This is a genomic window from Amycolatopsis sp. lyj-108, assembly GCF_046549005.1.
In the GTDB taxonomy this organism is placed as follows: domain Bacteria; phylum Actinomycetota; class Actinomycetes; order Mycobacteriales; family Pseudonocardiaceae; genus Amycolatopsis.
The window spans coordinates 243,726-265,672 of the sequence record NZ_JAJPWQ010000010.1 but is presented as its reverse complement, the minus strand read 5'-3'; the positions used below and the strand labels follow the sequence as shown (position 1 = coordinate 265,672).

23 protein-coding genes and 2 pseudogenes are annotated in these 21,947 nt (G+C 68.0%); 6 read left to right on the top strand and 19 right to left on the bottom strand.

Going from position 1 to position 21,947, the window contains the following annotated elements:
- Nucleotides 1-28 precede the first annotated feature (28 nt).
- Nucleotides 29-607 (top strand): hypothetical protein, encoded by a 579-nt coding sequence (locus ACLJO0_RS31940; RefSeq protein WP_410582568.1) that lies wholly within the window; start codon nt 29-31, stop codon nt 605-607.
- An 18-nt stretch (nt 608-625) separates the two neighbouring features.
- Here the strand turns inward: ACLJO0_RS31940 and ACLJO0_RS31935 are convergent, their stop codons facing one another.
- The 4 genes and pseudogenes from ACLJO0_RS31935 to ACLJO0_RS31920 all read right to left on the bottom strand — a co-directional run bounded on the left by ACLJO0_RS31935 (nt 626) and on the right by ACLJO0_RS31920 (nt 5,265).
- Entirely contained in the window at nt 626-3,034 is a 2,409-nt protein-coding gene (locus ACLJO0_RS31935; protein ID WP_410582566.1) for a GNAT family N-acetyltransferase, read from the bottom strand.
- A 100-nt stretch (nt 3,035-3,134) separates the two neighbouring features.
- Nucleotides 3,135-3,731, bottom strand: a complete 597-nt coding sequence (locus tag ACLJO0_RS31930; protein ID WP_410582565.1) for a hypothetical protein — start codon at nt 3,729-3,731, stop codon at nt 3,135-3,137.
- A 22-nt stretch (nt 3,732-3,753) separates the two neighbouring features.
- Nucleotides 3,754-4,170: pseudogene (locus ACLJO0_RS31925) on the bottom strand (universal stress protein); the annotation flags it as partial.
- Between the two features lie 138 nt (nt 4,171-4,308).
- A complete protein-coding gene (locus tag ACLJO0_RS31920; protein WP_410582564.1) occupies nt 4,309-5,265 on the bottom strand; it encodes an Acg family FMN-binding oxidoreductase in 957 nt (318 codons plus the stop codon).
- A 194-nt stretch (nt 5,266-5,459) separates the two neighbouring features.
- On the opposite strand from ACLJO0_RS31920, the gene ACLJO0_RS31915 reads away from it, so the two are divergent.
- Both ACLJO0_RS31915 and ACLJO0_RS31910 read left to right on the top strand, forming a co-directional pair.
- A complete protein-coding gene (locus ACLJO0_RS31915) occupies nt 5,460-5,891 on the top strand; it encodes an HPP family protein (RefSeq protein ID WP_410582562.1) in 432 nt (143 codons plus the stop codon).
- A 126-nt stretch (nt 5,892-6,017) separates the two neighbouring features.
- Entirely contained in the window at nt 6,018-6,236 is a 219-nt protein-coding gene (locus ACLJO0_RS31910) for a universal stress protein (protein ID WP_410582561.1), read from the top strand.
- Between the two features lie 10 nt (nt 6,237-6,246).
- Here ACLJO0_RS31910 and ACLJO0_RS31905 read toward each other — a convergent pair whose 3' ends face one another.
- Genes ACLJO0_RS31905 through ACLJO0_RS31885 form a run of 5 tightly spaced genes read right to left on the bottom strand, consistent with a single transcriptional unit; the run spans nt 6,247 to nt 12,151 of the window.
- Nucleotides 6,247-7,338, bottom strand: coding sequence for an acetate/propionate family kinase (locus tag ACLJO0_RS31905; RefSeq protein WP_410582560.1), 1,092 nt, complete (start codon nt 7,336-7,338; stop codon nt 6,247-6,249).
- Entirely contained in the window at nt 7,335-9,725 is a 2,391-nt protein-coding gene (locus ACLJO0_RS31900) for a phosphoketolase (protein WP_410582558.1), read from the bottom strand. Before ACLJO0_RS31900 ends, ACLJO0_RS31905 begins: the two co-directional genes overlap by 4 nt.
- On the bottom strand, nt 9,722-10,621 hold the full coding sequence (locus ACLJO0_RS31895) for a universal stress protein (RefSeq protein ID WP_410582557.1): 900 nt from the start codon (nt 10,619-10,621) through the stop codon (nt 9,722-9,724). The genes ACLJO0_RS31900 and ACLJO0_RS31895 overlap by 4 nt, the downstream gene beginning before the upstream one ends.
- A complete protein-coding gene (locus ACLJO0_RS31890) occupies nt 10,618-11,223 on the bottom strand; it encodes an HPP family protein (RefSeq protein WP_410582555.1) in 606 nt (201 codons plus the stop codon). The genes ACLJO0_RS31895 and ACLJO0_RS31890 overlap by 4 nt, the downstream gene beginning before the upstream one ends.
- A 13-nt stretch (nt 11,224-11,236) precedes the next feature.
- Nucleotides 11,237-12,151 carry a universal stress protein gene (locus tag ACLJO0_RS31885; RefSeq protein WP_410582553.1) on the bottom strand — a complete coding sequence of 305 codons (915 nt, stop codon included), beginning with the start codon at nt 12,149-12,151 and terminating at the stop codon, nt 11,237-11,239.
- 1,029 nt (nt 12,152-13,180) lie between these two features.
- Here ACLJO0_RS31885 and ACLJO0_RS31880 point away from each other — a divergent pair.
- On the top strand, nt 13,181-14,077 hold the full coding sequence (locus ACLJO0_RS31880; RefSeq protein WP_410582552.1) for a universal stress protein: 897 nt from the start codon (nt 13,181-13,183) through the stop codon (nt 14,075-14,077).
- A 315-nt stretch (nt 14,078-14,392) separates the two neighbouring features.
- A complete protein-coding gene (locus tag ACLJO0_RS31875) occupies nt 14,393-14,533 on the top strand; it encodes a hypothetical protein (RefSeq protein ID WP_410582551.1) in 141 nt (46 codons plus the stop codon).
- Nucleotides 14,534-14,682: 149 nt separating this feature from the next.
- On the opposite strand, the gene ACLJO0_RS31870 is transcribed toward ACLJO0_RS31875, so the two are convergent.
- From ACLJO0_RS31870 to ACLJO0_RS31855, 4 genes are all read right to left on the bottom strand, one after another.
- On the bottom strand, nt 14,683-14,868 hold the full coding sequence (locus tag ACLJO0_RS31870) for a hypothetical protein (RefSeq protein ID WP_410582550.1): 186 nt from the start codon (nt 14,866-14,868) through the stop codon (nt 14,683-14,685).
- A 137-nt stretch (nt 14,869-15,005) separates the two neighbouring features.
- A complete protein-coding gene (locus ACLJO0_RS31865) occupies nt 15,006-15,335 on the bottom strand; it encodes a hypothetical protein (protein WP_410582548.1) in 330 nt (109 codons plus the stop codon).
- A 386-nt stretch (nt 15,336-15,721) separates the two neighbouring features.
- Entirely contained in the window at nt 15,722-16,354 is a 633-nt protein-coding gene (locus tag ACLJO0_RS31860; protein ID WP_410582547.1) for a copper resistance protein CopC, read from the bottom strand.
- Nucleotides 16,351-16,479 (bottom strand): hypothetical protein, encoded by a 129-nt coding sequence (locus tag ACLJO0_RS31855; RefSeq protein WP_410582546.1) that lies wholly within the window; start codon nt 16,477-16,479, stop codon nt 16,351-16,353. The genes ACLJO0_RS31860 and ACLJO0_RS31855 overlap by 4 nt, the downstream gene beginning before the upstream one ends.
- Nucleotides 16,480-16,629: 150 nt before the next feature.
- Between ACLJO0_RS31855 and ACLJO0_RS31850 the strand changes: the two are divergent.
- Nucleotides 16,630-17,450 (top strand): annotated as a pseudogene (locus ACLJO0_RS31850) (IS5 family transposase).
- Nucleotides 17,451-17,459: 9 nt separating this feature from the next.
- Here ACLJO0_RS31850 and ACLJO0_RS31845 read toward each other — a convergent pair.
- Genes ACLJO0_RS31845 through ACLJO0_RS31820 form a run of 6 tightly spaced genes read right to left on the bottom strand, consistent with a single transcriptional unit; the run spans nt 17,460 to nt 21,932 of the window.
- Nucleotides 17,460-17,741 (bottom strand): hypothetical protein, encoded by a 282-nt coding sequence (locus tag ACLJO0_RS31845; protein WP_410582544.1) that lies wholly within the window; start codon nt 17,739-17,741, stop codon nt 17,460-17,462.
- A gap of 47 nt (nt 17,742-17,788) precedes the next feature.
- Entirely contained in the window at nt 17,789-20,500 is a 2,712-nt protein-coding gene (locus tag ACLJO0_RS31840; protein WP_410582543.1) for a LysM peptidoglycan-binding domain-containing protein, read from the bottom strand.
- Between the two features lie 10 nt (nt 20,501-20,510).
- Nucleotides 20,511-20,915 (bottom strand): pilus assembly protein TadG-related protein, encoded by a 405-nt coding sequence (locus ACLJO0_RS31835; RefSeq protein ID WP_410582541.1) that lies wholly within the window; start codon nt 20,913-20,915, stop codon nt 20,511-20,513.
- Nucleotides 20,912-21,325 carry a hypothetical protein gene (locus ACLJO0_RS31830; protein WP_410582539.1) on the bottom strand — a complete coding sequence of 138 codons (414 nt, stop codon included), beginning with the start codon at nt 21,323-21,325 and terminating at the stop codon, nt 20,912-20,914. The genes ACLJO0_RS31835 and ACLJO0_RS31830 overlap by 4 nt, the downstream gene beginning before the upstream one ends.
- Nucleotides 21,322-21,717 (bottom strand): hypothetical protein, encoded by a 396-nt coding sequence (locus tag ACLJO0_RS31825; protein WP_410582538.1) that lies wholly within the window; start codon nt 21,715-21,717, stop codon nt 21,322-21,324. The genes ACLJO0_RS31830 and ACLJO0_RS31825 overlap by 4 nt, the downstream gene beginning before the upstream one ends.
- Complete coding sequence (locus tag ACLJO0_RS31820) at nt 21,714-21,932, bottom strand: hypothetical protein (protein WP_410582537.1); 219 nt, start codon at nt 21,930-21,932, stop codon at nt 21,714-21,716. Before ACLJO0_RS31820 ends, ACLJO0_RS31825 begins: the two co-directional genes overlap by 4 nt.
- Between the last annotated feature and the right edge of the window lie 15 nt (nt 21,933-21,947).

The following is a 21,947-nucleotide window of genomic DNA, read 5'->3' as shown; positions in this document are numbered from 1 at the left end:
CACACCCTTCACCACGAGAGGAGTACCCATGTCGACCATCGATCGCGGGCACCGCGAGAGTGTCACCGCCCGGCATGCCGAAGAACGGCCCGGCGCGGGCGAGAGGAGCCTCGCCGTCCTGCGGATCACCACCGGCCTGCTGTTCCTGTGGGCGTTCGCGGACAAGGCTTTCGGGTTCGGCTACGCCACGACATCGAGTAACGCGTGGATCAACGGCGGCTCGCCCACGAAAGGGTTCCTGAGCCGTGTGGAGGTCGGCCCGTTCGCCGACACCCTGCGGTCGTGGGCGGGCGCGGGCTGGGCGGACTGGCTGTTCATGCTGGGGCTGCTGGCTGTCGGCGTGGCCGTGACGCTCGGGATCGGGCTTCGGATCGCCGCCGCGGCCGGTGCCGTCATGATGCTGTTCATGTGGGTCGCCGAGTGGCCGCTAAACCAGACGACCGCCACCGGCGAGCCGACGATGTCGACCAACCCGATCATCGACTACCACGTCATCTACGCGATCGTGCTGATCGCGCTCGCGGCCACCGCCGCGGGGAACCGCTGGGGCTTCGGAGAACACTGGTCCCGAATGTCCTTGGTGGAGCGCAATCCCTGGCTTCGGTGACCGCTCGCGAACGCGATGTCAGTCTCGCAGCGCCCTGAGGTAGGGGTCCGGCCGTCGTCGTCTCCGGACCAGGATCCGGGCGCCCCCGGCCGCGGCCCCTTTCTCAGACACCAGCACGGGGTCGAGATCGACGTCGACGACGTCGGGCAGCAGATCGGTGAGACGGCCCACGCGCAGCAGGATGTCGCGAACGGCGTCCCTGTCCAGCGACCCGTTCACGGTGCTGAAAAGGCTCTCGCTACAGCGCAGGCCGTCGATCAGGGTGTCGGCGCCGGTCGTAGTCAGCGGGCCGAGCCCGGTCACGCGGTCGTCGAGAAGGGCTTCGTCCACCCCGCCGAGACCCAGTACGACCATGGTCCCGAAGATGTCGTCCGCCTGCGCGCGCACGATCAGTTCACGATCTCCGTCCCGGCGCTTCGCGAAGGCGATACCGAAGCACCGCACGAGATCCCTGCTGTCCTCTATGGACATCCAGCCGCCGTCGGAGTGGCTGTCGTAGTAGTCGTCGACGAGCAGGGTCGCGGCGCTCAGGTCGATCCCGGGCAGATCCGGCACGGCACCCTCACCGGCGCTGAGCCAGCGAGCACGGGCGGCCAGCTTCGCCGCGACCCAGGCGGCTTCCTCGACGTCCCCGTAGCTCGGGACGCCGTGGTGCTCGGTGACCGACTCCAGCTGGCCGAGGCGCACCATGAGCAAGGGTTTCTCCTGACCGGGTGTCCTGGCCACCGCGGTGAGCGGGTCGCCGACCCCGGTCGGGACGCCGGCGGTGATCACCGTGTCGACAGCGTCGTCGGCCAGCACCGCCGCTACACACGCGGCGAAGGTGTCCGGGGTGACGGCGGCGCTGGTGTCAAGCGGGTTGCCGATGCTCGCGTGCCCGGGCAGGAGCCCGCGCAACGCGGCGATCGTGTCCGGACCCAGTTCGGGCATGTCCAGGCCGTGGGCGCTGCACGCTTGCGCACCGAGGACGGCGGCACCGCCGGCGTTGCTCACCACCGCGACCCGGTCTCCGGCGGGCAGGGGCTGCCACGACAAGGCGGCCAGCAGCCCGATGACCTCGGTGACGCTGTCGGCGACGAGGACCCCGGCCTGGTCGAACAGCGCGAGCTTCGTCGCGGCCGGGACGAAGCTCGACGACGTGTGCGCCGCCGCTGCCCGTTGCGCGGCCGCGGTTTCCGCCCCGCGGATGGCGACCACGGGTTTCTCCCTCGCCAGGGTACGCGCCAGCCTGCTGAACTTCCTGGGATTGCCGAACGATTCGAGATACAGGACAGCGATGTCGGTCTCGGTATCCCGGCGCCACCAGCGCAGCAGATCGTTTCCGCTCACGTCGTACTTGTCTCCGGTCGAGACCATTGTGGACACACCGAGGCCGAGCGCGCCGAGCGACTCCAGCAACGCGATGCCGAAGCCGCCGGACTGCGTCACGACGCCGATGCGGCCGCGTGGAGCGACGCCGCGGGCGAACGTGGTGTCGAGCCGTGCCGCCGGTGAGGTGTTGGCCACCCCGAAGCAGTTGGGGCCGACGAGCCGCATCCCGTGGCGGCGCACGGCTTCCCGGACCCGCTCCCCCGCCGGTGTTCCGGTCAGTCCCGCGGTGACGAGCACGATCGCGCGCACACCTTGGCGACCGCACTCCTCTACGACGTCCAGGACCGCGTCCGCGGGTACGCAGACGACCACGAGTTCGACCGCTCCGCCGATGTCCGACAAGGTGGGCACGCTCGGCACGCCGAGGATCTCGGGGGCGTTCGGGTTCACGACGTGAAGTTCGCCTTCGTAACCGGCGTCGATGAGGTTGTGCAGGATGGCTCGTCCTACCGAGTCGGCCCGGCGTCCGGCGCCGATGACCGCCACCGAGGCGGGGGTGAGCACTGCACGCAGGCTGGCGACGTCGGCGACCCGTTCTCGCTCCTCGATCCTCTTCATGTACTCGTCCGGTCCGCCGAGGGTGAGTTCGACCTCCCGTTCCGGCCCGCCGTTGCTGATCGTGCAGGGCAGGCCGAGGTCGGAGAAGACCCGTGCCATCCGGGTGTTCTCGGCGAGGATCACGGCGACGAACCGGCGGACTCCCTGTGTCAGAGCCAGCGATACCAGGTGCTCCAGCAGGAGCGTGCCGACGCCGTGTGCCTGCGCGGTCCCGTCGATGGCGAGCGCGACCTCAGCGGTGCCCTTCTCCGGCAGCAGGTGATAGTGCGCCACCCCGACCAGGTCGTCATCGCGAAAGGCGCCCAGCCCGGCCCCCTCGACCATGGTGCCGGCCAGTTTGTCCAGGTTCGCGGGGTTGAGGGTGAAGAACCGGAGGTACCGGTCACGTTCGTTCAACCGGCGGTGCAGAGTGGCGACGGCGTCGAGGTCCGTGGCGCGCAGCGGGCGGACGGTGATCATGGCGCCGTCAGCCAGCAGCGCGGTGCTGTCCGGTGTCACGTCGCGGGACCTAGCTCGGCGCCGGGGCTCGTGGCCACCGCGGGGTTGGTCATGATTTCTGACGCACGCATCGGATTCCTTCTTTTCAGGGGCCCGTTCTTCAGGCTGTGGTCCAGTCGTCCGACGCGCGCCGCCACTCGCGGGTCCACGCGGCGTCGCGTCGTCTGCCGAGCATCGAGCGCGCGAACAGGAACATCCCGGCCAGCGCGGCGGCCGAGACCAGCCACACCCCCACACCGACCCCGACACCGGTGCCGGCCGCATCGTCCGGGGTGACCGGTGCCGCCACCACCTCGCCTGCGAAGTCCAGCCAGATCGTCACCTCGTCGCCCGCGAGCGCACCGTTCTCGACGTTGATCGGCACCTCTCTGATGACACCGTCGGCCGTCCAGCGGGCCGGTATCGCGGACTTCTCGCGGAACGGTGTGCCGTCGATCCGGATCGCGAGCGGTGGCGCGTCTGCCAGCAACCTCGCGGTGACCGGCCGGCGGTCCGCGGCCTGTTCGGTGACCTGCCGCATTCTGTCGGCGTAAGCGTCGGACCCCAATGCCGCCGCGACGGGCAAGGCCAGCAGGGCGACCAGGACCACACCGATCACCAACGCGGTCTCGACCCGATCCGACGTCCGCGCGAGCGGGTTGCGGCCCGGGTGAATCCTGCGCCACCACGTGATGGGTGTTCTCGGCTGCGCCGTCATGGCTACCTCCAGAGCGGGACGGTCAGAGAATCGGGCCGGGCTCGTACGAAACGCCGGCCAGCAGCCGGCCCAGCCTGCTGCCGGGTGCCCGCGCGGGCGGCGGGATCACGACGACCGGGCAGATCGAGTGCCGCAGACAGGCGTTGCAGACCGAACCGACGAGCAGGTCCCGGAGCTTCCCCTTTCCGTGGCTGCCCAGGACGAGCATCGAGGCACCTTTCGCCTCGTCGACCAGGACTTCCCCGGGGTCGCCGAACGGCACTCTGTATTCGACCCGCAACCCGCCAAAGCCTTCGAGAAGTTTCGAGGTCGCCGCTTCGAGTTCAGCGAGGTGGACATCGCGCGCCTGCGCCATCGTGCGATGCACCGACGGGTCGTCCAGCATCTCGTCGTGGAACCACGCGTTGACCACCCGCAGCACGACACCTCGGGTCGAGGCCTGGCCTGCCGCCTAGGTGACGGCCGCGGCGGCCCCGGCCGATCCGTCCATCCCGACGACGATCCGTTCTCCGACGGACTACTCAGCCATGGCGTCATTCCCCTCTGCTCGGTGGCTTCTCCGCGTGGTTCACAACTGTCATGACGCCTTCTCCCTGACGACCGCCTCGAGCGGACGGCGCGGCGTCGGGACACCGGGAAAGCCATACCCCAGGCGAAAAAGTGTTTGCGGATAGTCAGTTCCGCCGAGCAGCGCGCGAAGCTCGGCCCGTGCGGACGGGATCTCCATGGGCTGGGAGTAGAACGAGGCGCTCAAGCCCTCCGTGGTCGCGGTGAGCAGTACGCGTTGCATGGCCCGGCCCGCGTGGAGCTGGGCCACCGGACCTTCCGCGGAGGTCGTCAGCACCGCGACGACCGGATCCTGCTCGTAGGACCGGGGCGCGTCGCTGTCGTGGAAGTGCCGCACGGGCAGGAGCCCGCCCGCCGAGCGCGATCCGCCGGCGAAGGCGGGGACCCCGTCGTCGCGGTCGTGTGTGCTCGTCCACGCCCGCATCTCCGTCTGGAAGGCCGCGTCCTGGGTCTGCAGGTGGTCGGCGCGCCGGATCAACGTCGCGGCCGCTTCCAGGTGCCCCGCCTCGTCGACGAGGATCAGTCGCGCGTCCTCGACACGAGCGGCCAGGCGGACCGCGTTCCGCACCGGCGTCGGCACCGGTTGATCGGTGAACGGACGCCGGTTGCTGTAGCGGCGGGGGATCGCGGCGGCGAGCCGCAGTTCCTCGGAGCCTGGTCGGTGCCGGTCGCCGATTGCGACCCTGGCCAGCAAGGACGGTCGGGTCCGGTCGGGCATCAGATCGGTGTCCGGGAACCATCCGGCGGCGGCGATCGAGAGTTCGATGTTCAACAGGGCGGCACCGCAGGCGAGCCGGGCCTCGCGCCCCTCGGGGTCGCACACGGCGAGCACCCGGTCTTCGTCGAGAAACACCTCCACCGCGCCCTGCTCCAGCTCGAAGAACCAGGGCTGGGTGTTGTGCGGCGACGGCGCTCGCACCGCTGCCGCCAGCGCGGTGGTGAGTACTGGGAAATCGGTGAGGATCATCGTGCCGCTCCAAGCCGGTCGGTGGACACCTCCAGCCTGTTCCGGTTTTGCCCCGCACGGGAGTGCCGTGGGCCCCGCCGATCCGGGACCTTCGGCACCCCTTTTTCGCGTACGCACCAAGTGGGGTCCTCGGTCCCGGATGATCGGGACCTCCAGCGGTACCGGACCACGTCATGACAGTCGACAGTGCGGTCATGCGTGTACGTGAGGTCATGACCACCCCCGTCGCCACGGTGACTCCGGCCGCGACGCTCGGTGAAGCGATCGCGGTACTGATCGGGAAGGGGATCACCTCGCTCCCGGTCGTCGACGACACCGGAAGACTGCTGGGCCTGCTGAACGAGGACGACGTGATCCGCGCCCGCTACCTGCCGGAACAGCGTTCGACCGGCGACCCCGATTCGGGTGTGATGCTCGGTGCCCGCACCACGGTGCGGAAGGTGATGCGGACGCCCGGACCGGGGACGCACCCCGACACGGATCTCGCGGACCTCGCGGCGCGGATGCTGGAGTACCGGCTCCGTTCGGTGCCGGTGCTCGAGCAGGGACAGGTCATCGGTGTCGTCACCCGGCAGGACCTGATGCGCGCGCAGGACATCGAAACCTCGCGAAGGGCCACGCCATGAACCAGCAGCCGGGCATGGAACGCCGGATCGTCGTCGGGACCGACCGGCTCGGACCACGGCAGTGAAGCTGTCCGCTGGGCGATCACCGAAACCCGCGCCCGGGGTGCCCGCCTCGAAATACTTCTCGTGCGGCCAAGGGCGTCGGTTCGCGCCGGCGAACCGGCCTCGGAACTGCTGGCCACCGCGCACGGTGCAGAGCTGCTGGTACTTGGTTCCCCGTCGGCGGGGCCGCTCGGACGGCTCGTCTTCGGAAGTGTGGCCGCCACCTGCGTCCGCCACGCGACCTGCCCGACCGTGCTCGTCACACCGAGAGCGGCACACCGGTTCAGCCCATCGGCTCCCTGAGAACGCGCGTTCAGATCCGGACGGCGGTCAAAACGTCCTCGGCGTCCCGCGCGAGTTCGACGTCCTCCCCCGTGTCCAAGACGAAGGCCGTGACTGGCGCGCCGTCCGGGCTGACCACCCGGTCACCCTCGGCGAGGCATCGGGCGGGGTCGACCGCGATCCCGAGGACACCGAGGGGTGCGGCCAGCCGCGCGAGCAGTTCAGGTTGGTGAGCGGTGACCCCGCCGGTGAAGACGATCGCGTCCAGCCGGTCGAGCGCGACGGCCATCGCGCCGATCTCCCGGCGGATGCGATGCAGGTAGACCTCCAGAGCGGCGGTGGCGTCCGGATCCCCGGTATCGGCCAGTGCGAGTACCGAACGCAGATCGCCGTCGGTTCCGCTCATCCCGGCCAAGCCGGAGCGGTGGTAGAGCGTGTCCTCCATCTCCTCGACCGACATCGGTGCCGTCCGCATGATGTGCAGCAGCAGGCCCGGGTCCACCGATCCGGATCTCGTGGCCATCGCGGGCCCTTCCAGCGGGGTGAAGCCCATGCTCGTGTCGACGCTGCGCCCGTCGCGGATCGCGGTCACCGACACTCCGGCGCCGATATGGCAGCACACCAGCCGAGGTGCGGTGACGCTGAGGAGTTCTGCGGCACGGCGGGCGGCGTGCCGGCACGACAGGCCGTGGAATCCGTATCGGCGCAGATGTCCTTGTCGGGTCCAGTCCCGCGGCAGTGGGTACTGCGCCGCCGCGGCCGGAAGTCCGGCGTGGAAAGCGGTGTCGAACGCCGCGACCACCGGGAGCGAGGGCCGTAGCCGCAAGACCGCCCGTGCGAGGCCGAGCGCCCGGGGCTGGTGCAGCGGGGCCAGCGGGACGAGCTGTTCGAGGGCGCCGAGCGTCGCGTCGTCGAGCCGTTCCGGTCCGGTCAGCCCACCACCGTGGACGAAGCGCACGACCACGGCGTCCACTGTGGACCATCGGTCGAGCGCCTGAGCCACCACTGTGGCGTCGTCTCCGGCTTCCGGCAGGGACCACGCGGCCCAGCCGACCGGATTTCCTTCGTGCACCAGGGAAGCCTTCAGGCTCGACGAGCCGGGATTCAACGTCAGGACTCTCATCGGTCCTCCCACACCCAGTCGCGGATCTCGGGAAGGTCTTGCCCGTGCTCGGTGATCCAGCGGCGGTGGCGTTCCTGGGCGTCGGTCATGCGCTGCCGCACCGGACCCGCGCCGGCCAGCGGACCCGGCACCCGGTCGATCACGTCGATCACCAGCTGGAAACGGTCCATCTGATTGCGGACCAGCATGTCGAACGGTGTCGTCGTGGCGCCGTGCTCGATGTAGCCGCGCACGTGCAGGTTGGAGTGGTTGGTGCGCCGGTAGGCAAGGCGGTGGATCAGCCACGGGTAGCCGTGGTAGGCGAAGACGACGGGACGGTCCGTGGTGAACAGCGAATCGAACTCGCGGTCGCTCATCCCGTGCGGATGTTCGATCGCGGGCTGCAAGCGCATCAGGTCGACCACGTTGACCACCCGCACCGCGACCTGCGGGAGGTACTCGCGCAGCATCTTGACCGCCGCGAGAACCTCGAGTGTCGGGGCGTCGCCGGCACAGGCGAGGACGATGTCCGGTTCCCGGTCCGGGTGGGTACTGGCCCAGTCCCAGATCCCGGCGCCCCTCGCGCAGTGCAGGGCTGCCTGTTCGTCGTCGAGCCAGACCGGGCTGTCGTTCTTCCCTGCCACGATCACGTTGACGGAGTCGCGGCTGCGAAGGCAGTGTTCCGCGACCCGCAGCAGGGTGTTCGCGTCCGGCGGGAAGTAAACGCGCACCACTTCGGGGCTCTTGTTCGCCACGTGGTCGACAAAACCGGGGTCCTGGTGGGAGAACCCGTTGTGATCCTGCCGCCACACATGCGAGGTCAGCAGATAGGTCAAGGACGCGACCGGCCGCCGCCACGGGATCTCACGGTGCACCTTGAGCCATTTGACGTGCTGGTTGAGCATCGAGTCGACGATGTGCACGAACGCCTCGTAGCAAGAGAACAGCCCGTGCCGCCCGGACAGCAGATACCCTTCCAGCCACCCCTGGCACAGGTGCTCCGAGAGCACTTCCATGACGCGGCCGTCGGCGGCGAGGTTCTCGTCGACGGGTTCCGTCTCGCACAGCCAGGTCTTGCCGGTCTCCTCGAAAACCGCGTCGAGACGGTTGGACGCGGTCTCATCCGGGCCGAACAGCCGGAAGTTCGCCGCCCGACGGTTCAGCGAGAAGACATCGCGCAACCACCGTCCGAGCACGCGCGTCGGTTCCGCGACCGCACCGCCAGGCCGGGTGAGCGGAATCGCGTGCGCCGACACGTCCGGTAGGTTGAGCGGCCGGATCACCAGGCCGCCGTTGGCATGCGGGGTTGAGCCCATCCGGCGGTCGCCGCAGGGAATGAGCGCGGTGACATCGGCGGTCGGGCGGCCCTCGTCGTCGAAGAGCTGTTCCGGACGGTAGGACCGAAGCCACTCCTCCAGCATGCGCAGGTGTTCCGGATTCTCCCGCGCCGCGGGGATGGGCACCTGATGGGCGCGCCAAGTACCTTCGACCGGTTTCCCGTCCACAAAGGAGGGACCGGTCCAGCCCTTCGGGCTGCGCAGGACGATCATCGGCCAGCGCGGACGTTCCGGTGCGTGCCCCGAGGCCCGTGCCCGTACCTGGATGCCGTCGATCTCGTCGAGCGCGTCGTCCAGCGCCGCAGCCATGGCCTGGTGCATGAGCGCGGGCTCGTGTCCTTCGACGTACCTCGGCGCGTACCCGTAGCCGCGCAACAGTTCGTCGAGTTCGGTGCCCGTGATGCGGGACAGCACGGTCGGGTTGGCGATCTTGTAGCCGTTCAGATGCAGGATCGGCAGGACCGCGCCGTCGCGGACAGGGTTGAGGAATCGCCCGGAGTGCCAGCTCGCGGCCAACGGCCCGGTTTCCGCCTCCCCGTCACCGATCACGCACGCGACCACGAGATGCGGATTGTCGAACGCCGCGCCATGAGCGTGCGCGAGGGAGTACCCGAGCTCGCCGCCCTCGTGGATCGAACCCGGCACGTGTGGCGCGACGTGACTGGGAACGCCGCCGGGAAAGGAGAACTGCCGGACCAGCCGGCGCAGCCCCGCCTCGTCGTAGGACACCTCCGGCCACATCTCCGAATAGGAACCTTCGAGCCAGGTGTGCGCATACAGCGCCGGACCGCCATGGCCGGGACCGGTGACGAACAAGGCCTGCAGGTCACGGTGCACGATCGCGCGATTCAGGTGTGCGTACAGGAAGTTCAGGCCGGGCGAGGTTCCCCAGTGGCCAAGCAGCCGCGGTTTCACCTGCTCCGGTGTCAGCGGCGTGGTCAGGAGAGGGTTGTCCATGAGGTAGATCTGACAGGCGGCCAGATAATTCGCCGCGCGCCACTGGGCGTCCACTTGGGACAGTTCGGCCGGGGCCAGCACCGCGGGCACCGGTCGTGCGCCGAGAGCGGTCACCGCGCGTTCCTCGGCCGGACGACCATCACCGGGCATTCGGCGTGATGGGCGAGCGCCTGGCTGGTCGAGCCGAGCAGCAGTCCGGTGAACCCACCACGGCCCCGGCTGCCCACGACCACCAGCTGTGCCTTGGCGCTCCACTCCAGCAACGTCTGCCGTGGCCGGTCGCGGACAACCACGCGTTCCACGGTGACGTCCGGGTACTTCTCCTGCCAGCCCGCCAGTTGTTCCGCGAGCAGACGGCGTTCGTCGTCCTCAAGGGACTCCCACTGCGTGGCCAGCCGCGTCATCCCGAAGGCGTCGTCATAAGTGACGTCGGTCCAGGCGTGCACCGCCACGAGGTGCGCGCTGCGTCGTGACGCCTCATCGAACGCGATCTCCAGGGCCCGTTCGCTCAGCGGGCTACCGTCGATCCCGACGACCACCGGGCCGCTGGCGGGATAGTCCGTCGTGCCCTTCCTGCCCCGAAGCACCATCACCGGGCTGTGAGCATGAGCGATGACGGCGGACGCCGTCGATCCGATGGCCATCTCGGCGAAGAAGCCCTTGCCCGAGCTGCCGACGACCACCATGGCCGCCGATTTCGACGCGTCGAGCAAGAACGGGATCGGCGAATTCGGAGGCATCGAGGTGTCCACGGGGACGCCGGGTGCGACCGATTCGGCCTCGGCGACGGCCTCGTCGAGCACCCGCTGCCCGTCCGCCGCGAGTACGTCGAACCACGGGCCCGCTCCGGTGAGCCCACCGCCATAGCTAATCCGCTCGGTATGGAGGGCGTGCACGATCAGCAACCCCAAGCCGCGTTCGGCGGCAGAGGCGGCCGCCCACCGGACGGCGGCCAGTCCAGGCTCGGCGCCGTCCACCCCTACGATGATCTTGTGGTCCGCGGTGCTCATCGGTCAGCCTCCTGGTAGGTCACTTTTGCTTCCACGACACCGGGAATCGCCTCGGCGATGACCTTCGCCACGTGATGGTCGGTGTCGTTTCCGTACTGGTCGCTGATCCGGCACTCGCCGTCGTGGACCTCGACGGTCCAGCGGCTGGGGCCGCCGTAGATGGCGAGGTGGTGCCGGACGTCGGCGGCGATCGCGCTGTCGTCACGGGCGAAGGCGCGCACGAAGTCGCCGCGAGTGAGGATGCCCACCACTTTTGAACCGTCCACCAGGGGCATCGTCCGGATCTTCCCGTCGAGCAGGGCCCTGCTGACCTCGGCGAGATCCGACCCGGCGCTCATCCCGATGGCGGGTGACGTCATCACCGCCGCCACGGTGGCACCCGGCTCCGCACGCTTTTCGGGATGCCCAGCGGACCGAATGTCCTGGGGGAACCGGTCGCGAATCAGGTCCGTCTCGGTCACGATGCCGATCAGGCAGTCGTACTCGTCCACGACCGGCAACGCGGTGAAACCGTGCTCGGCCAGTATCTCCGCAGCCTGTTTGGCGGTCGTCTCCGTGGTGACGGTGACGACCGGTCTCGTCATCAAGTCTCGTGCCCGCATGTCTTCTCCTGGCTCACAGTTCCGTGATGATGTGGTCTCCGCCCGGCACCGCGGGCCGGACGACAGCGACGGGACACTCGGAATGGGCGATGAGTGCCTGGCTGGTCGATCCGAGGAGCATCCCCTCGAATCCTCCGCGCCCCCGGCTGCCGACGACGAGAAGCCGCGCACCCTCCGCCGACTCGAGCAGGATGCGCACCGGGCGCCCCTTCCGCACGACGACCTCCACCGGAACGTCCGGGTACTTGTCCCGCCAAGGAGCCACCTGCTCCTCGACCGCCAGCCGTTCAGCGCCCTCGATCTCGACGGGGTCGACGTCAAGGAAATGCGGACGGAGTGCCCCGTGATCGAGTAGTTCCGACCAGGTCCGGACAACGGTCAGCCCGGTGTCATGCAACCTCGCCTCGTCGAACGCGAACGCGAGAGCCGCGTCGCTGGCCGACGAACCGTCGGTACCGACGACAACCGGCCCCCCACCCTCAGCTTGCGGTCCGCGGGCCACGACGATCGGGCAGTGCCCGTGGTGGGCCAGCGCCACCGCGATGGAACCCACGAGCATGCCGGTGAAACCGCCCAGCCCCCGCGAACCCAGCACGACCATCGACGCCCGCACCGACTCCTGGATCAGGGCTGCCACCGGACTCCATTGGCGCACCGCGGACTCTATGACAAGCTCCGGGTACTGGGCGAGCACTGCTTCCCGGACCTCGGAGACCCATTCCAGGCCTCGGCTCTCAAAACTCTCGCGGATCCCTTCGGACGCCGGGATGACACCCGGCATCGTCACGACCGGCATCGTGAACACGTGCACGAGCCGCAACGACAAGCCACGCCTCGACGCCTCGCGCCCCGCCCACATCGCGGCCGCCTTCGCGGACTGTGACCCGTCGATCCCGACGACGATGGATCTTTCGGTGGCGACCGGCATTCCCGCTCCTCTTCTCCGTCTGGCTGATTCCGCACGATGGCGATCTCCAGCCGGCGTGCTGACCAAGTCTTGTTCCAGTCTCGGCCAGCACAGGTGTCAGAACGCAGAGGATGAAGTCCCGCGGGCCCGACCCAAGGGTCCCGCTCACCTAGCCACTTGACCCGCACCGCGAGGACCAAAGTCCCTATCCACCCAAGCCGGGCGCTCCCCTGCGGCAACTACCCATCGGAAGTCACGTCACGATGGAGCCGTGGGTCTTGAGGGCGCCGAAATCTCCGCTGCCCCACATGCTCGCGCTTCTACGGAGATGGTTTCCTGACGGGTCTGCCGACTGTCGCGGGCGCCACCCCGCTCGTAACGGTGTCGGCACTCGCCAGGCTGCCGAACACTAGGCCCAGCACGAAGTACACGATGGTCCACGAGAGCAGTCCACTCCGGCCGAGCCGCCAGACCACACTGCACGGCCCGCCCAGCAGCCCGCTCGCCCGCGCCGGGGCCACCTCGCTCGCGGAGGGACCCCAGCCCGGCGTAACGCTGGTCGGCGAGCCGCACGGCAAACCGGGCCAGCCCGAGGGTGACGGCGACCAGGACGAAGATCTCCCACAGCGGTCACCCGCGAACGGCCGGATCTGCAGCACCCACTTCTGCCGAGTCAGCGCTGCCTGGCCGCGGGCCCGCTTGATGAAGCCACGGTCATTGGAGGTGACGAAGACGCTCAGAGCTCCGGTTACCGGGGTCAGGCGCGGGGGCGACTCTTGCGGCCTGTCACCTTGTTGTAGATGACCAGGACAATGATCGCACCGATGACCGATCCGATCCATCCGGGGCGCCCGGGACATCCAGTACTCACGAGTGGCGCCGGAGCCGAAAGGCCCGCCGGGTTGAAGACCTTCGGTCCTTACTCCGAGCCGGTGCGGATCTGCATGATCGGGATGAGCGGGGCGGCCCCGCGCGAGGCGTCCGAGATGCGACGGCCGACCCCCGTGATCGCGCCACCGGTGGTCGTTACGGATGTGAGGAGAGGTTCTGATGGTGAACGGAACGAATCGGCCGATTGTGGTAGGGGTGGATGGGTCGACCTCGGCCGCGCAGGCGGCGCGTTGGGCCGCCCGTGAGGCGGCCCGACGCAGTGCGCCGCTGGTGATCGTGCACGCATCCGCGCCGGTTCCCGTCGCGGTGCCGCACGCGATGGCACTGGGCCCCTACCGGCATGCGCTGGAGGAACAGGGCCGCCAGTGGCTGGCGGAGGCCACCGCGGCGGTCAAAGAGACCGCACCCGACGTAATGGTGAGCACCGAACTGAGCATCGGTGGGGCGGCCGAACAGCTGATCGGCCGGTCGGCCTCCGCCGAGCTGGTGGCGCTCGGCTCACGAGGGCTAGGCGGGTTCACCGGGCTGATGGTCGGGTCGATCGCCGCAGCGGTCGCCACGCACGGGCATTGCCCGGTCGTGGTCGTACGAGGAGCAGACGCGCAGACCGAACCCCGCCAGGACGGTCCGGTCGTGGTCGGCATGGATGGGTCACCCGCCAGCCAGGCGGCGGTTCCCTTCGCCTTCGAGGCCGCCTCTTCCCGGGATGCGCCTCTGGTGGCTGTGCACGCCTGGAGCGACCTGCCCATCGCGACAGTCTGGGACCTGGCAGCGGATTGGGGGGCGATCGAGCAACAGGAAACGAAGCTCCTGGCACAGTGGCTGGCCGAGTACCAAACGCAGTATCCGGACGTGCCGGTCGAGCAGGTCGTGGCCCGCGACCGTCCAGCTCACATTCTGCTCGACCACGCCAAGAGCGCCCAGCTGGTCGTGGTCGGATCCCGTGGACGTGGCGGGTTCCGCGGACTACTCCTGGGATCGACTGGCCAGGCCCTGATCTACCACGCGGCCTGCCCGGTAGCCGTCGTCCCGCCGCGGTCGCCGGTCGCGGGCTGAGACCAGATCGTGGAGGTTTTCGGTGCTGGCTGCTGCACTTAGCGGAGGATTTCCTCGTGCTGGGCAGCCAGCCGGAACAGCGCCAAGATGCTGAAAGCTGTAGCCCGCTGTCCTCCTCCCGTGCGGTAGTTCGTCGAGTGCGGAACGGTTGCGCAAGATTGTCGAAGCACCGTAGTTCCCAGAAGGCGATCACGGGCGTGATCGTCGTCAACGCGGTCCACCCCTGCGGTTTCCTGCTCGCCCCGCGGTTGATCTCGATCGTGGGGCGAGTATGCGAAAAGTGGTCCCCGCGCCGCTGAACGCGTTGCCGGGCAGGTGTCCATCGCGGCGCTGCTGGTCTTGGTGCCCTACGTGTCTGCCGTCATGGCGACGAAACCGTTCGGCGGTGTCTCGCAGGAGTACTTCGGTGATCTCGGTGATTCCCTGTTCACGTTGTTTCAGGTGATGGACCGGTGAAGCGTGGTCCGAGGTCGCGCGCACCGTGATGCAGGAGCGGCCGCCGGCCTGGGCCGGAAGCCACGTTTGGCAACGGTGCGGCGGAACTGCGCGACTCGCCGACGACCGCCCGGCCATTCCCACCCCCGCAAAGCGTCCACTGTGGATAGTCAGCAGGCTTCGGCGAGAGGCGGCGCGGTGCAGCACGCGCCGGTGAAACAGCCGAAAGCCCTGCCCGCGGCCTGGTTGGAGAAGTTGTCGAACCTGTCGATCACGAATTCGCCAGCCCTCGCTTGAGCGAGTTCGATCCCGGAGTCGGCGAGCAGCGACCGGACGGTGTCAGTGGTGGCAGGCATCGAATTCTCCCTCGGTCTGCGATGAGCTGGTAACTGAATCCTGCCTACGGCGTCCTGGCGCGGCCAGTGCGTGGCGTCATGGGAGAGACGTGCCTTTTACCTACGCCGAAAGGATTACGACGAAAGACGTGACGGGCTCAATATTCGTAGCTGTCCGCCGGTGCCGGAATCGGCCGGACGCCGGTCTTCAGTGCCGGGATGTATCGGTTCGCTTTGGTCGCGGTGGACGGGATCACCGGGCCGGTGACGGCGAGCCACTGGTCGTCGCGCCAGGACGGCAACCGGTCACCGGTGAGCATCGCGTGCACCGGGAGCGTGTCCGCCGCGCAGCACCCCATGACGGTTCTCGTGAGGTACGGCCTGCCCTTCGTGTCGTGGACGATGAAACCGGTCAGTTCGACGACCCTGCCGTCCAGCGTCCCGGCGCTGTCCCAGCCCGCACGCGTGATCAGGTCCGAGAACCGCATCCGCACCGGATCGCCGGGTGGTAACGGCGCGAACGAGGTCTTTCCGGTGTCATCGGCGGCGGGCGCGGAGATGGTGCGGGATCCGTTGTGGGCAGCCGAGTCCGCTTCCCTGCGCCAGTGGGACGATCAGGAAGATCCGCCAGCACAGGCAGGAGCAGCAGCCAGGTGCTGCGGGTGCGGTACTCGTGCCCGTCTCCGGCGGTGGCAAGGGCCGCGCGGATATCTCGCATGATCGCGGTGACGGCCAAGGGCCAGGGTCGTGGCGCCGGCTCCGATCAGCCAGGGCGCCATGCCCGGCTTCACATAGCGAAGATAAATACCGTCCACAGTGATCTTGATCAGTGCTCCCCCGATCTGGAGAAGCAGAATGTTCTGAGCTTCGCGCCTCAACGAGACCACCAATTACGTATCGGGGCTCCTGTGACTTCACGGAGTGGCGGGGTGACACGAAATCCGTGCCATCCCGCCGGGTCATGCTCGACGCCGGACCAGCCAAACGGCCACGCCGATGGCCGCCAGCAGCGCCGCGCCGCCGCCAAGAATCCAGCCGAACGACGATGAGTCCTCTGGCTCCGGCGTTGGTGTGGCCGCGGCCACGGACGAGCTCGGTGGTGCCGTGGAGGACGGTGGCGCGGCGTGGTGGTCGTGCTCAGCACCGGGGCAGCGACGATGAACTCCACGGCGCCCTTGACCTCATGCCCGTCGATCGACCGCAACGTGTAGCTCAGCACGAAGGAACCGTTGGGCAGTGCGGGCAGCGGCTGGGCGACCATTCGCTCGGCGGCCGTGGGCGCGGCCAGCGACACCGGCGTCACGTCCGGACCGGTCAGGTGATCGCCGCCGACGAAAGATCCACTGGGCTCACTGAAGGTCAGAGTCGCCGCAGCGGGAGGCTTCGTCAGCGACGTTCCCTCTGCCGGATCACTGCTCTCCAGCCTGGTGGTCGCGTGAGCGGGAGCGGTCCCCAGCAGGACGACGCCAGCCGCGGCGAGCACCGCGGACGTCAGACGGCCGATCATGATTCCTCCTTGGTGGTGCGACGGGCGCGGAGGAACGCGCCGGCGCCGAACCTGAGAGCGAGCGCGGCGACGGCCAGCGCGCTGCCCGCGAGCCACAGCGACGAGTCGTCCTGCTCCGGCGCCACAGCACTCTGTGGCGAGTTCCCTGTCATGGTCTGCCCGGGGTGGTCGCGGCGAGTTTCAGCACCGGCACCAAGTTTTCCGGCTCGGTGCCGGAAGCTGACCGCATGACTGTTAAGAGCGTGTCTTACGTGGTGATCGGTCGTTGGTGAGCGATGATCTTGGCTGTGATTGATCGGTTGTCGTTGCGGTTGGTGCCGGACGAGCTGTGGGAGATGACGGAGCCGCTGATCCCGGCGTTCGAGCCACGTCCGCAGGGCGGCGGCACTGCCCCGGTGGACGCCCGTGCGGTGTTCACCGCGATCGTGTACGTGCTGACCAGCGGATGCGCGTGGCGGGATCTGCCACCGTCGTTTGGGGTGCCGTTCCAGACCGCGCACCGCCGCTTCAGTCAGTGGACCGAAGCCGGTCTGTGGCGGCGCTTGCACCACGCACTCTTGGACGAACTCGGCAGCCAGGGCCTCATCGACTGGAGCCGTGCGATCGTGGACGGAGCCGCCAAAAAAGGGGATCTCTGACCGGCCCCAGCCCGGTCGACCGCGGCAAGCCCGGCTCGAAGATCCACGCCCTGTCCGACCGCGCCGGGCTGCCGCTCACCGTCGCGGTCTCCGCCGCCAACACCCACGACAGCCACGCACTCAGGCCACTGGTGATGGCGATCCCGGCGATCCGCTCCCGTCGTGGTCCGCGGCGCCGCAAACCAGCCAAGCTGCACGCCGACAAGGCCTACGACCAGCCCGACCTGCGCCGCTGGGTCCGCGACCGCGGCATCAAGGTCCGCATCGCCCGCAAAGGCATCGAATCCAAAGACAAGCTCGGCAAGCACCGCTGGGTGATCGAACGAACCATGGCCTGGTTCACCGGATACCGGCGCCTGACCCTGCGCTACGAACGCAAAGCCGAACACTTTCTCGCCTTCCTCATCCTCGGAGCCAGCCTCACCTGCTACAAGAAACTCCGCAAACTCACCACATGAGACACGCTCTTAGCACCAGCCGACGTTCCACCGGTCGATCCAATACGCGGTGGTACCGCCCCAGAGCGTTGCCAAGAGTTGGAAGCCACCGAAGTCGTACACGTCGTACAGACCCTGCCCTTTGTTGGCGAACCGGAGAATCACTCCGTTGTACCAGAGTGGTGTGTTGTCTTGGATAATGCACTGGTAGAGCTCTTCTCTCTGCTGAGACGCCGACGCTTCGGCGTGGCCGAGCCCGAGGGCCGCCACACACGCGAAGCCAGCGAGAAGGATCTTTGTCGGGACAGACATGTTTTCTCCTAAGGTTCTTTTGCCTCCGAACGAAGACGAGACCATGCCTATCGCGACGTATTCGGGTGAGTGCAAGGTAAATCGCTGGTGAGTCTGCCTTCACTAGGGCTGAGCAGGGTGTCCACGAGCCCGGCGGTTTCCTCGTCGAGTTCGACATCGAGTGCGGCAGCGAGATCGGCCAACTTGTCGGCCGTGGCTTTCACCGCAGCGAGGTTTCCCGCTCGGTGCTCCACGCGGAGAAGATCGCGATAGAGGAGTTCGCTGACGGGTTCGGCAAGGAGGCCTCGGAGGATCGCGCGGCGCGCCGCAGGTAGGTCACCGGTCTGTTGGCAGGTGTCGGCCAGGGTGTGTGCGACGTCGACGATGGCGTCGATCATTTCTCGCTGGTGCCACGAGTTCCAGGCATATCGGCCAGGCCCGATATTGCCGAAGGGCATACCGGTGACGAGTTCAAGTGCGGCTTCGAGCCGAACCCGCCGATCTGATGCGTCACGATTCGGACCGGGGCCAGCGAGCTGCCGGAACCGATGCCAATCGCTGTTCATCGAGTTCGACAGACGGTAGCCACCGCCGTTGGCTTCGATGTTCGGGAGGTAAAGGTCGCCTTTCTCGTCGTGGCCGAGCCAGGTCCGCAGGCGAGAGATGTAGCCCTGTCGGGTCGCCGGGGACCAGGGACGGGTGTCCGTTCCGAGCTGTCGGGAGATTTCATCGGCGGTCGCGCCGGGGTGGAGGAGCAGGAACGCGGCGAGTTCGGTGAGCCGGTTGATCTTCTTGCCTTCGACCTTCATCGGGTCGACGTTGTGCAGCCCGACCGGTCCGAGAAGTCTCAGGTCGGGTCCCTTTACCGGCGACGGTTCGAACGGAACATCCGGATAGCCGTCCGCAGGCACCTGTTCGGCCTTGGCCTCAGCAGTGAGCGCCGCGATGAGTTCTTCCGCCTGGTCGACGGTCAAGCGCTGGAGGTCGACTTCGATGCCGAGGTCGTCGATCAACGTGGACTTCGTGGAAACATCGAGCGTCCAGCCATCCGAGACCGATGCACCCGCGGCGACCACAGCGGCGAGGCACTCATGCTGCTCCACGTCGAAAGGTTCGGCGGACAGGACCACACTCGCTGGTGTCGCGCCTACCTCGGCGAACTCGTCCGCCGAAGTGAAATGACGGAAGCGATCGGGGTTGTGCGCAGCGGTTGACTGCCCGAAGCCGACCAATGTCACGGGGACAGACTTGGACCAGGCTGACGTTGCCAGTTCCCAGGCCATGGCCAATAGGACCGGCTCGGCTTCTTCTGCGGTCCCATCGAGCGTGATCGTGCCAATCTCCGCGAGGTTGACCATGACAAGGTCACGGCGAGGATCGTGGCCGACGGTGACAAGAGCTGGATAGGGTGCCGGCACGCTGGCCAGACCATCGGCATCGAGCGAAGCGGCGAAGGATTCGGTGCATTCCTGCGGGTACAGGACCAGGCTGCGGCTGCCTACCACCGCGGACCGGACGGCAGGCAGCGAGGCGCCCTCTTCCCGGACGCGATAGGCGAGACTGCGTAGCGCGACGTCAAGAGCCTCGGCGGTGGCAGGTTCCTCGGCCTTCCTGAGCGCGGTCTCCAGATCCATGGGCGGTGGACGGCGGATTCGCTGCCCAGGACGACGACGCCGTTGAGCGAGCATCCTGCGCCGGGCGAAGGTCGCCAGAATGCCGGCGGCGAGAAGCCCTCCGAGCCCGACGGCGACGAGGGGTACGACGCTGTCGTCGCTGGTGGGGGCGACCTCGACGGGCGCTGGAGCAGGGGTCGGTGCTGGCGCTCGCTCCGGCGAAGGCGACTTCGGTTCCGGGGGCCGGGCAGCTGGCGGCGCAGGCTCTGGCTCGGGCCCACAGCCAGGTGGAGCGACCTGCGCAGAAGCCGAGCCTCCAGATGCTGCTCCCCCACCATGCGCAGGCGTTGCCGCACCGGGAAGTTGAAGGACATCGCCGGGATGGATCAGATCCGGGTCGTGCAGGATCCGGCCTCCGGGCAGCGACCGACCTCGGTTGAGTTCGAAGATGTCGACGTATCGGGCGGCCGAGCCGAGGTGTTTCTGAGCGATCTGAGTCAGCGTGTCACCTGCGCCGACGACGACTTCGACGCACTGTGGTTCGGCAGGCAGCGCGAGACGCCAACCGGGCTTGATCAGGTCGACGCTTCGGAGAGACTCTCCGTCGGCCTGGCGTCGGCCCTGGTTCAGGTCGAAGATCTCCTGGTAGCGGCTCTCGTCGCCGAGCTGCATGGCCGCGATGCTCATTAACGAGTCGCCGGAAACGACTGTGTACCCGCCAGCGACCGGAGGATCGGCTTCTTCCGCAGCCTGGTGGCTTCTCTGTTCGGAGACCTGCGGAGCGGCGACGGTGGAAGCCGGGGCGGCAGGCTGCGAGGCCTCCGCGGCAGTCGTACCGACCATCAGCCCGAAGATCACACCAGCCACAAGTCGTTGAGCCCAGCGGAATCCGGGCAGCCGCGGCGCGGCCACTCCACGCGCGAGCGCGACGCATTCGAGCACGACAGCGACGACGAGTTGCAGCCAGGCGATCACCCCGGCGACCGCCACTACGAGAAGGAACACCTGACCGGTGTCCCGCTCGGTGATCCAGCCGGCGACTTCAGGGAATGCCGGCACGTGATCAGGCAGGAACACCGACCTGAACGTCCACAGGAGAAGCGGCGGCCCGACGATGAGCAGAACCAGACCCGAGACACCGAGGAGGATTCGCGCGAGCCTTCTCATAGTGGCTCTCCTATCCGTCGGAAACCAGATCGGCGGCGCCATGGCCGCGCACGGAGAACTCCGCTACTCCGATGACGCTGAGGAAGATGGTGGTTCTGGTGACTGTGGTGTCGACGACGATCCGGTTGCCCTGCACAGCAACGGTTCCGGCAGTGCCTGTCGCCGCGAGGTAGCGCTCCGCTTCAGCGACGGCTTGCTGCGGATTGACGTCTGCGACCTGGCCGGCGGCAAGAGCCTGCACGCGGAGCGCCTGCCCGGCTGCGCGCGCGGCTTCTTCGGCGACCGACGTCGCCTCCGAATGGGCTTGGGCTTTGCGGCTGCCGTCGACCGCCCACCCGATGGCGATGATCAGGGCGATGCTCAGCCCGACCAGCCACACCGAGACGGAGCCGCGTTCACCGCGCAAGCGGATCATCGACGGGCTCCGTAGCGATCGATCGGTGATCGGAACTCGGAAGCGGCGAGTCGCGAACCTGGGATCATGAGATCGCCGAAGGTGATCTCACAGCTGACGGTGGCGATCACGTAGCCGGTCTCGCCCAGCGGCTTGGCGAAGTCTCGAGCATCGACAGCGATGTGAAAGTTTTCGCAGTTCAAGCCCTGCTGAGCGATGGCAGCTCGCGCACGCACCTCGGCTACCGACGCCGCGGCATGGCCGTCACGGGCGATGGAAGCCGCACGTGCGGCAGAGCGGGCTGCCTCGTCCACCGCGGATTCCGCGGTGATGACCCGCATTCCGACGAGCGCGAGTCCGAAGAGGACGATCAGCGCCGACACGCCGATCACGACTTCGACGTTCACATCGCCGCGTTCCCCGCGCTTCATGGCGTCAGCTGCTCGATCGGCCCGGAGGCACGTTGGCTCACCGAGAACTGTGCGAACGGTACGAGTGAGGCGGCCTCGGCGGTGACGATGACGGTGACGTTCCGGCCGTCGCTGGTGGCTTCGGCGTTCACATTGGACAGCCAGCTGCCGGTCACCCGGTTGACGTAGTTCTGTGCGTGTTGCTCAGCGGCCGCCACGTCAACGGGCGGCAGCCGCGCGGCGTTGACGCCATCCCGCGCCGCTTCCAAGGCCACGTTCCGTCCCAGGAAGAGCACAACGACTTGCAGGACGAACCACGTGACCAGGAGAAGTGCTCCGAGGCCGAGGATTGCCGACACGTTTTCGTCACCGCGCTCGCCAGTCATCTGGGCGGCGCGGCGCCGGAGGTTCATTGCCCTCCGATCAGTGGCAGCTTGCCGTTCACGAAGGCCGTGACCGCTCCGGCGATCGCGGTGGCCAGCACGAGACCGAGTACGGCGTAGATGGCTTTGGTGATGTTCTCGTCGCCGCGCTCGCCCTCGCGCACGAACTGCGCTCCGCGCTTCTGCAAGACGCATCCGAGGGTGAGTACGGCGAGCTGCAGGCGGGTCACCACTGTTTTGAGCATGGACTTCTCCTCTGT

Bases quoted from the DNA above. Each gene is read 5' to 3' on its own strand.
- ACLJO0_RS31885 (WP_410582553.1), bottom strand. From the start codon at position 12,151: ATGCCGGTCGCCACCGAAAGATCCATCGTCGTCGGGATCGACGGGTCA.
- ACLJO0_RS31940 (WP_410582568.1), top strand. From the start codon at position 29: ATGTCGACCATCGATCGCGGGCACCGCGAGAGTGTCACCGCCCGGCAT.
- ACLJO0_RS31895 (WP_410582557.1), bottom strand. From the start codon at position 10,621: ATGAGCACCGCGGACCACAAGATCATCGTAGGGGTGGACGGCGCCGAG.
- ACLJO0_RS31890 (WP_410582555.1), bottom strand. From the start codon at position 11,223: ATGCGGGCACGAGACTTGATGACGAGACCGGTCGTCACCGTCACCACG.
- ACLJO0_RS31870 (WP_410582550.1), bottom strand. From the start codon at position 14,868: ATGCCTGCCACCACTGACACCGTCCGGTCGCTGCTCGCCGACTCCGGG.
- ACLJO0_RS31845 (WP_410582544.1), bottom strand. From the start codon at position 17,741: ATGTCTGTCCCGACAAAGATCCTTCTCGCTGGCTTCGCGTGTGTGGCG.
- ACLJO0_RS31920 (WP_410582564.1), bottom strand. From the start codon at position 5,265: ATGATCCTCACCGATTTCCCAGTACTCACCACCGCGCTGGCGGCAGCG.
- ACLJO0_RS31905 (WP_410582560.1), bottom strand. From the start codon at position 7,338: ATGAGAGTCCTGACGTTGAATCCCGGCTCGTCGAGCCTGAAGGCTTCC.
- ACLJO0_RS31930 (WP_410582565.1), bottom strand. From the start codon at position 3,731: ATGACGGCGCAGCCGAGAACACCCATCACGTGGTGGCGCAGGATTCAC.
- ACLJO0_RS31825 (WP_410582538.1), bottom strand. From the start codon at position 21,717: ATGAACCTCCGGCGCCGCGCCGCCCAGATGACTGGCGAGCGCGGTGAC.
- ACLJO0_RS31835 (WP_410582541.1), bottom strand. From the start codon at position 20,915: ATGATCCGCTTGCGCGGTGAACGCGGCTCCGTCTCGGTGTGGCTGGTC.
- ACLJO0_RS31860 (WP_410582547.1), bottom strand. From the start codon at position 16,354: ATGATCGGCCGTCTGACGTCCGCGGTGCTCGCCGCGGCTGGCGTCGTC.
- ACLJO0_RS31820 (WP_410582537.1), bottom strand. From the start codon at position 21,932: ATGCTCAAAACAGTGGTGACCCGCCTGCAGCTCGCCGTACTCACCCTC.
- ACLJO0_RS31880 (WP_410582552.1), top strand. From the start codon at position 13,181: ATGGTGAACGGAACGAATCGGCCGATTGTGGTAGGGGTGGATGGGTCG.
- ACLJO0_RS31830 (WP_410582539.1), bottom strand. From the start codon at position 21,325: ATGAAGCGCGGGGAACGCGGCGATGTGAACGTCGAAGTCGTGATCGGC.
- ACLJO0_RS31915 (WP_410582562.1), top strand. From the start codon at position 5,460: ATGCGTGTACGTGAGGTCATGACCACCCCCGTCGCCACGGTGACTCCG.
- ACLJO0_RS31840 (WP_410582543.1), bottom strand. From the start codon at position 20,500: ATGAGAAGGCTCGCGCGAATCCTCCTCGGTGTCTCGGGTCTGGTTCTG.
- ACLJO0_RS31865 (WP_410582548.1), bottom strand. From the start codon at position 15,335: ATGCGGTTCTCGGACCTGATCACGCGTGCGGGCTGGGACAGCGCCGGG.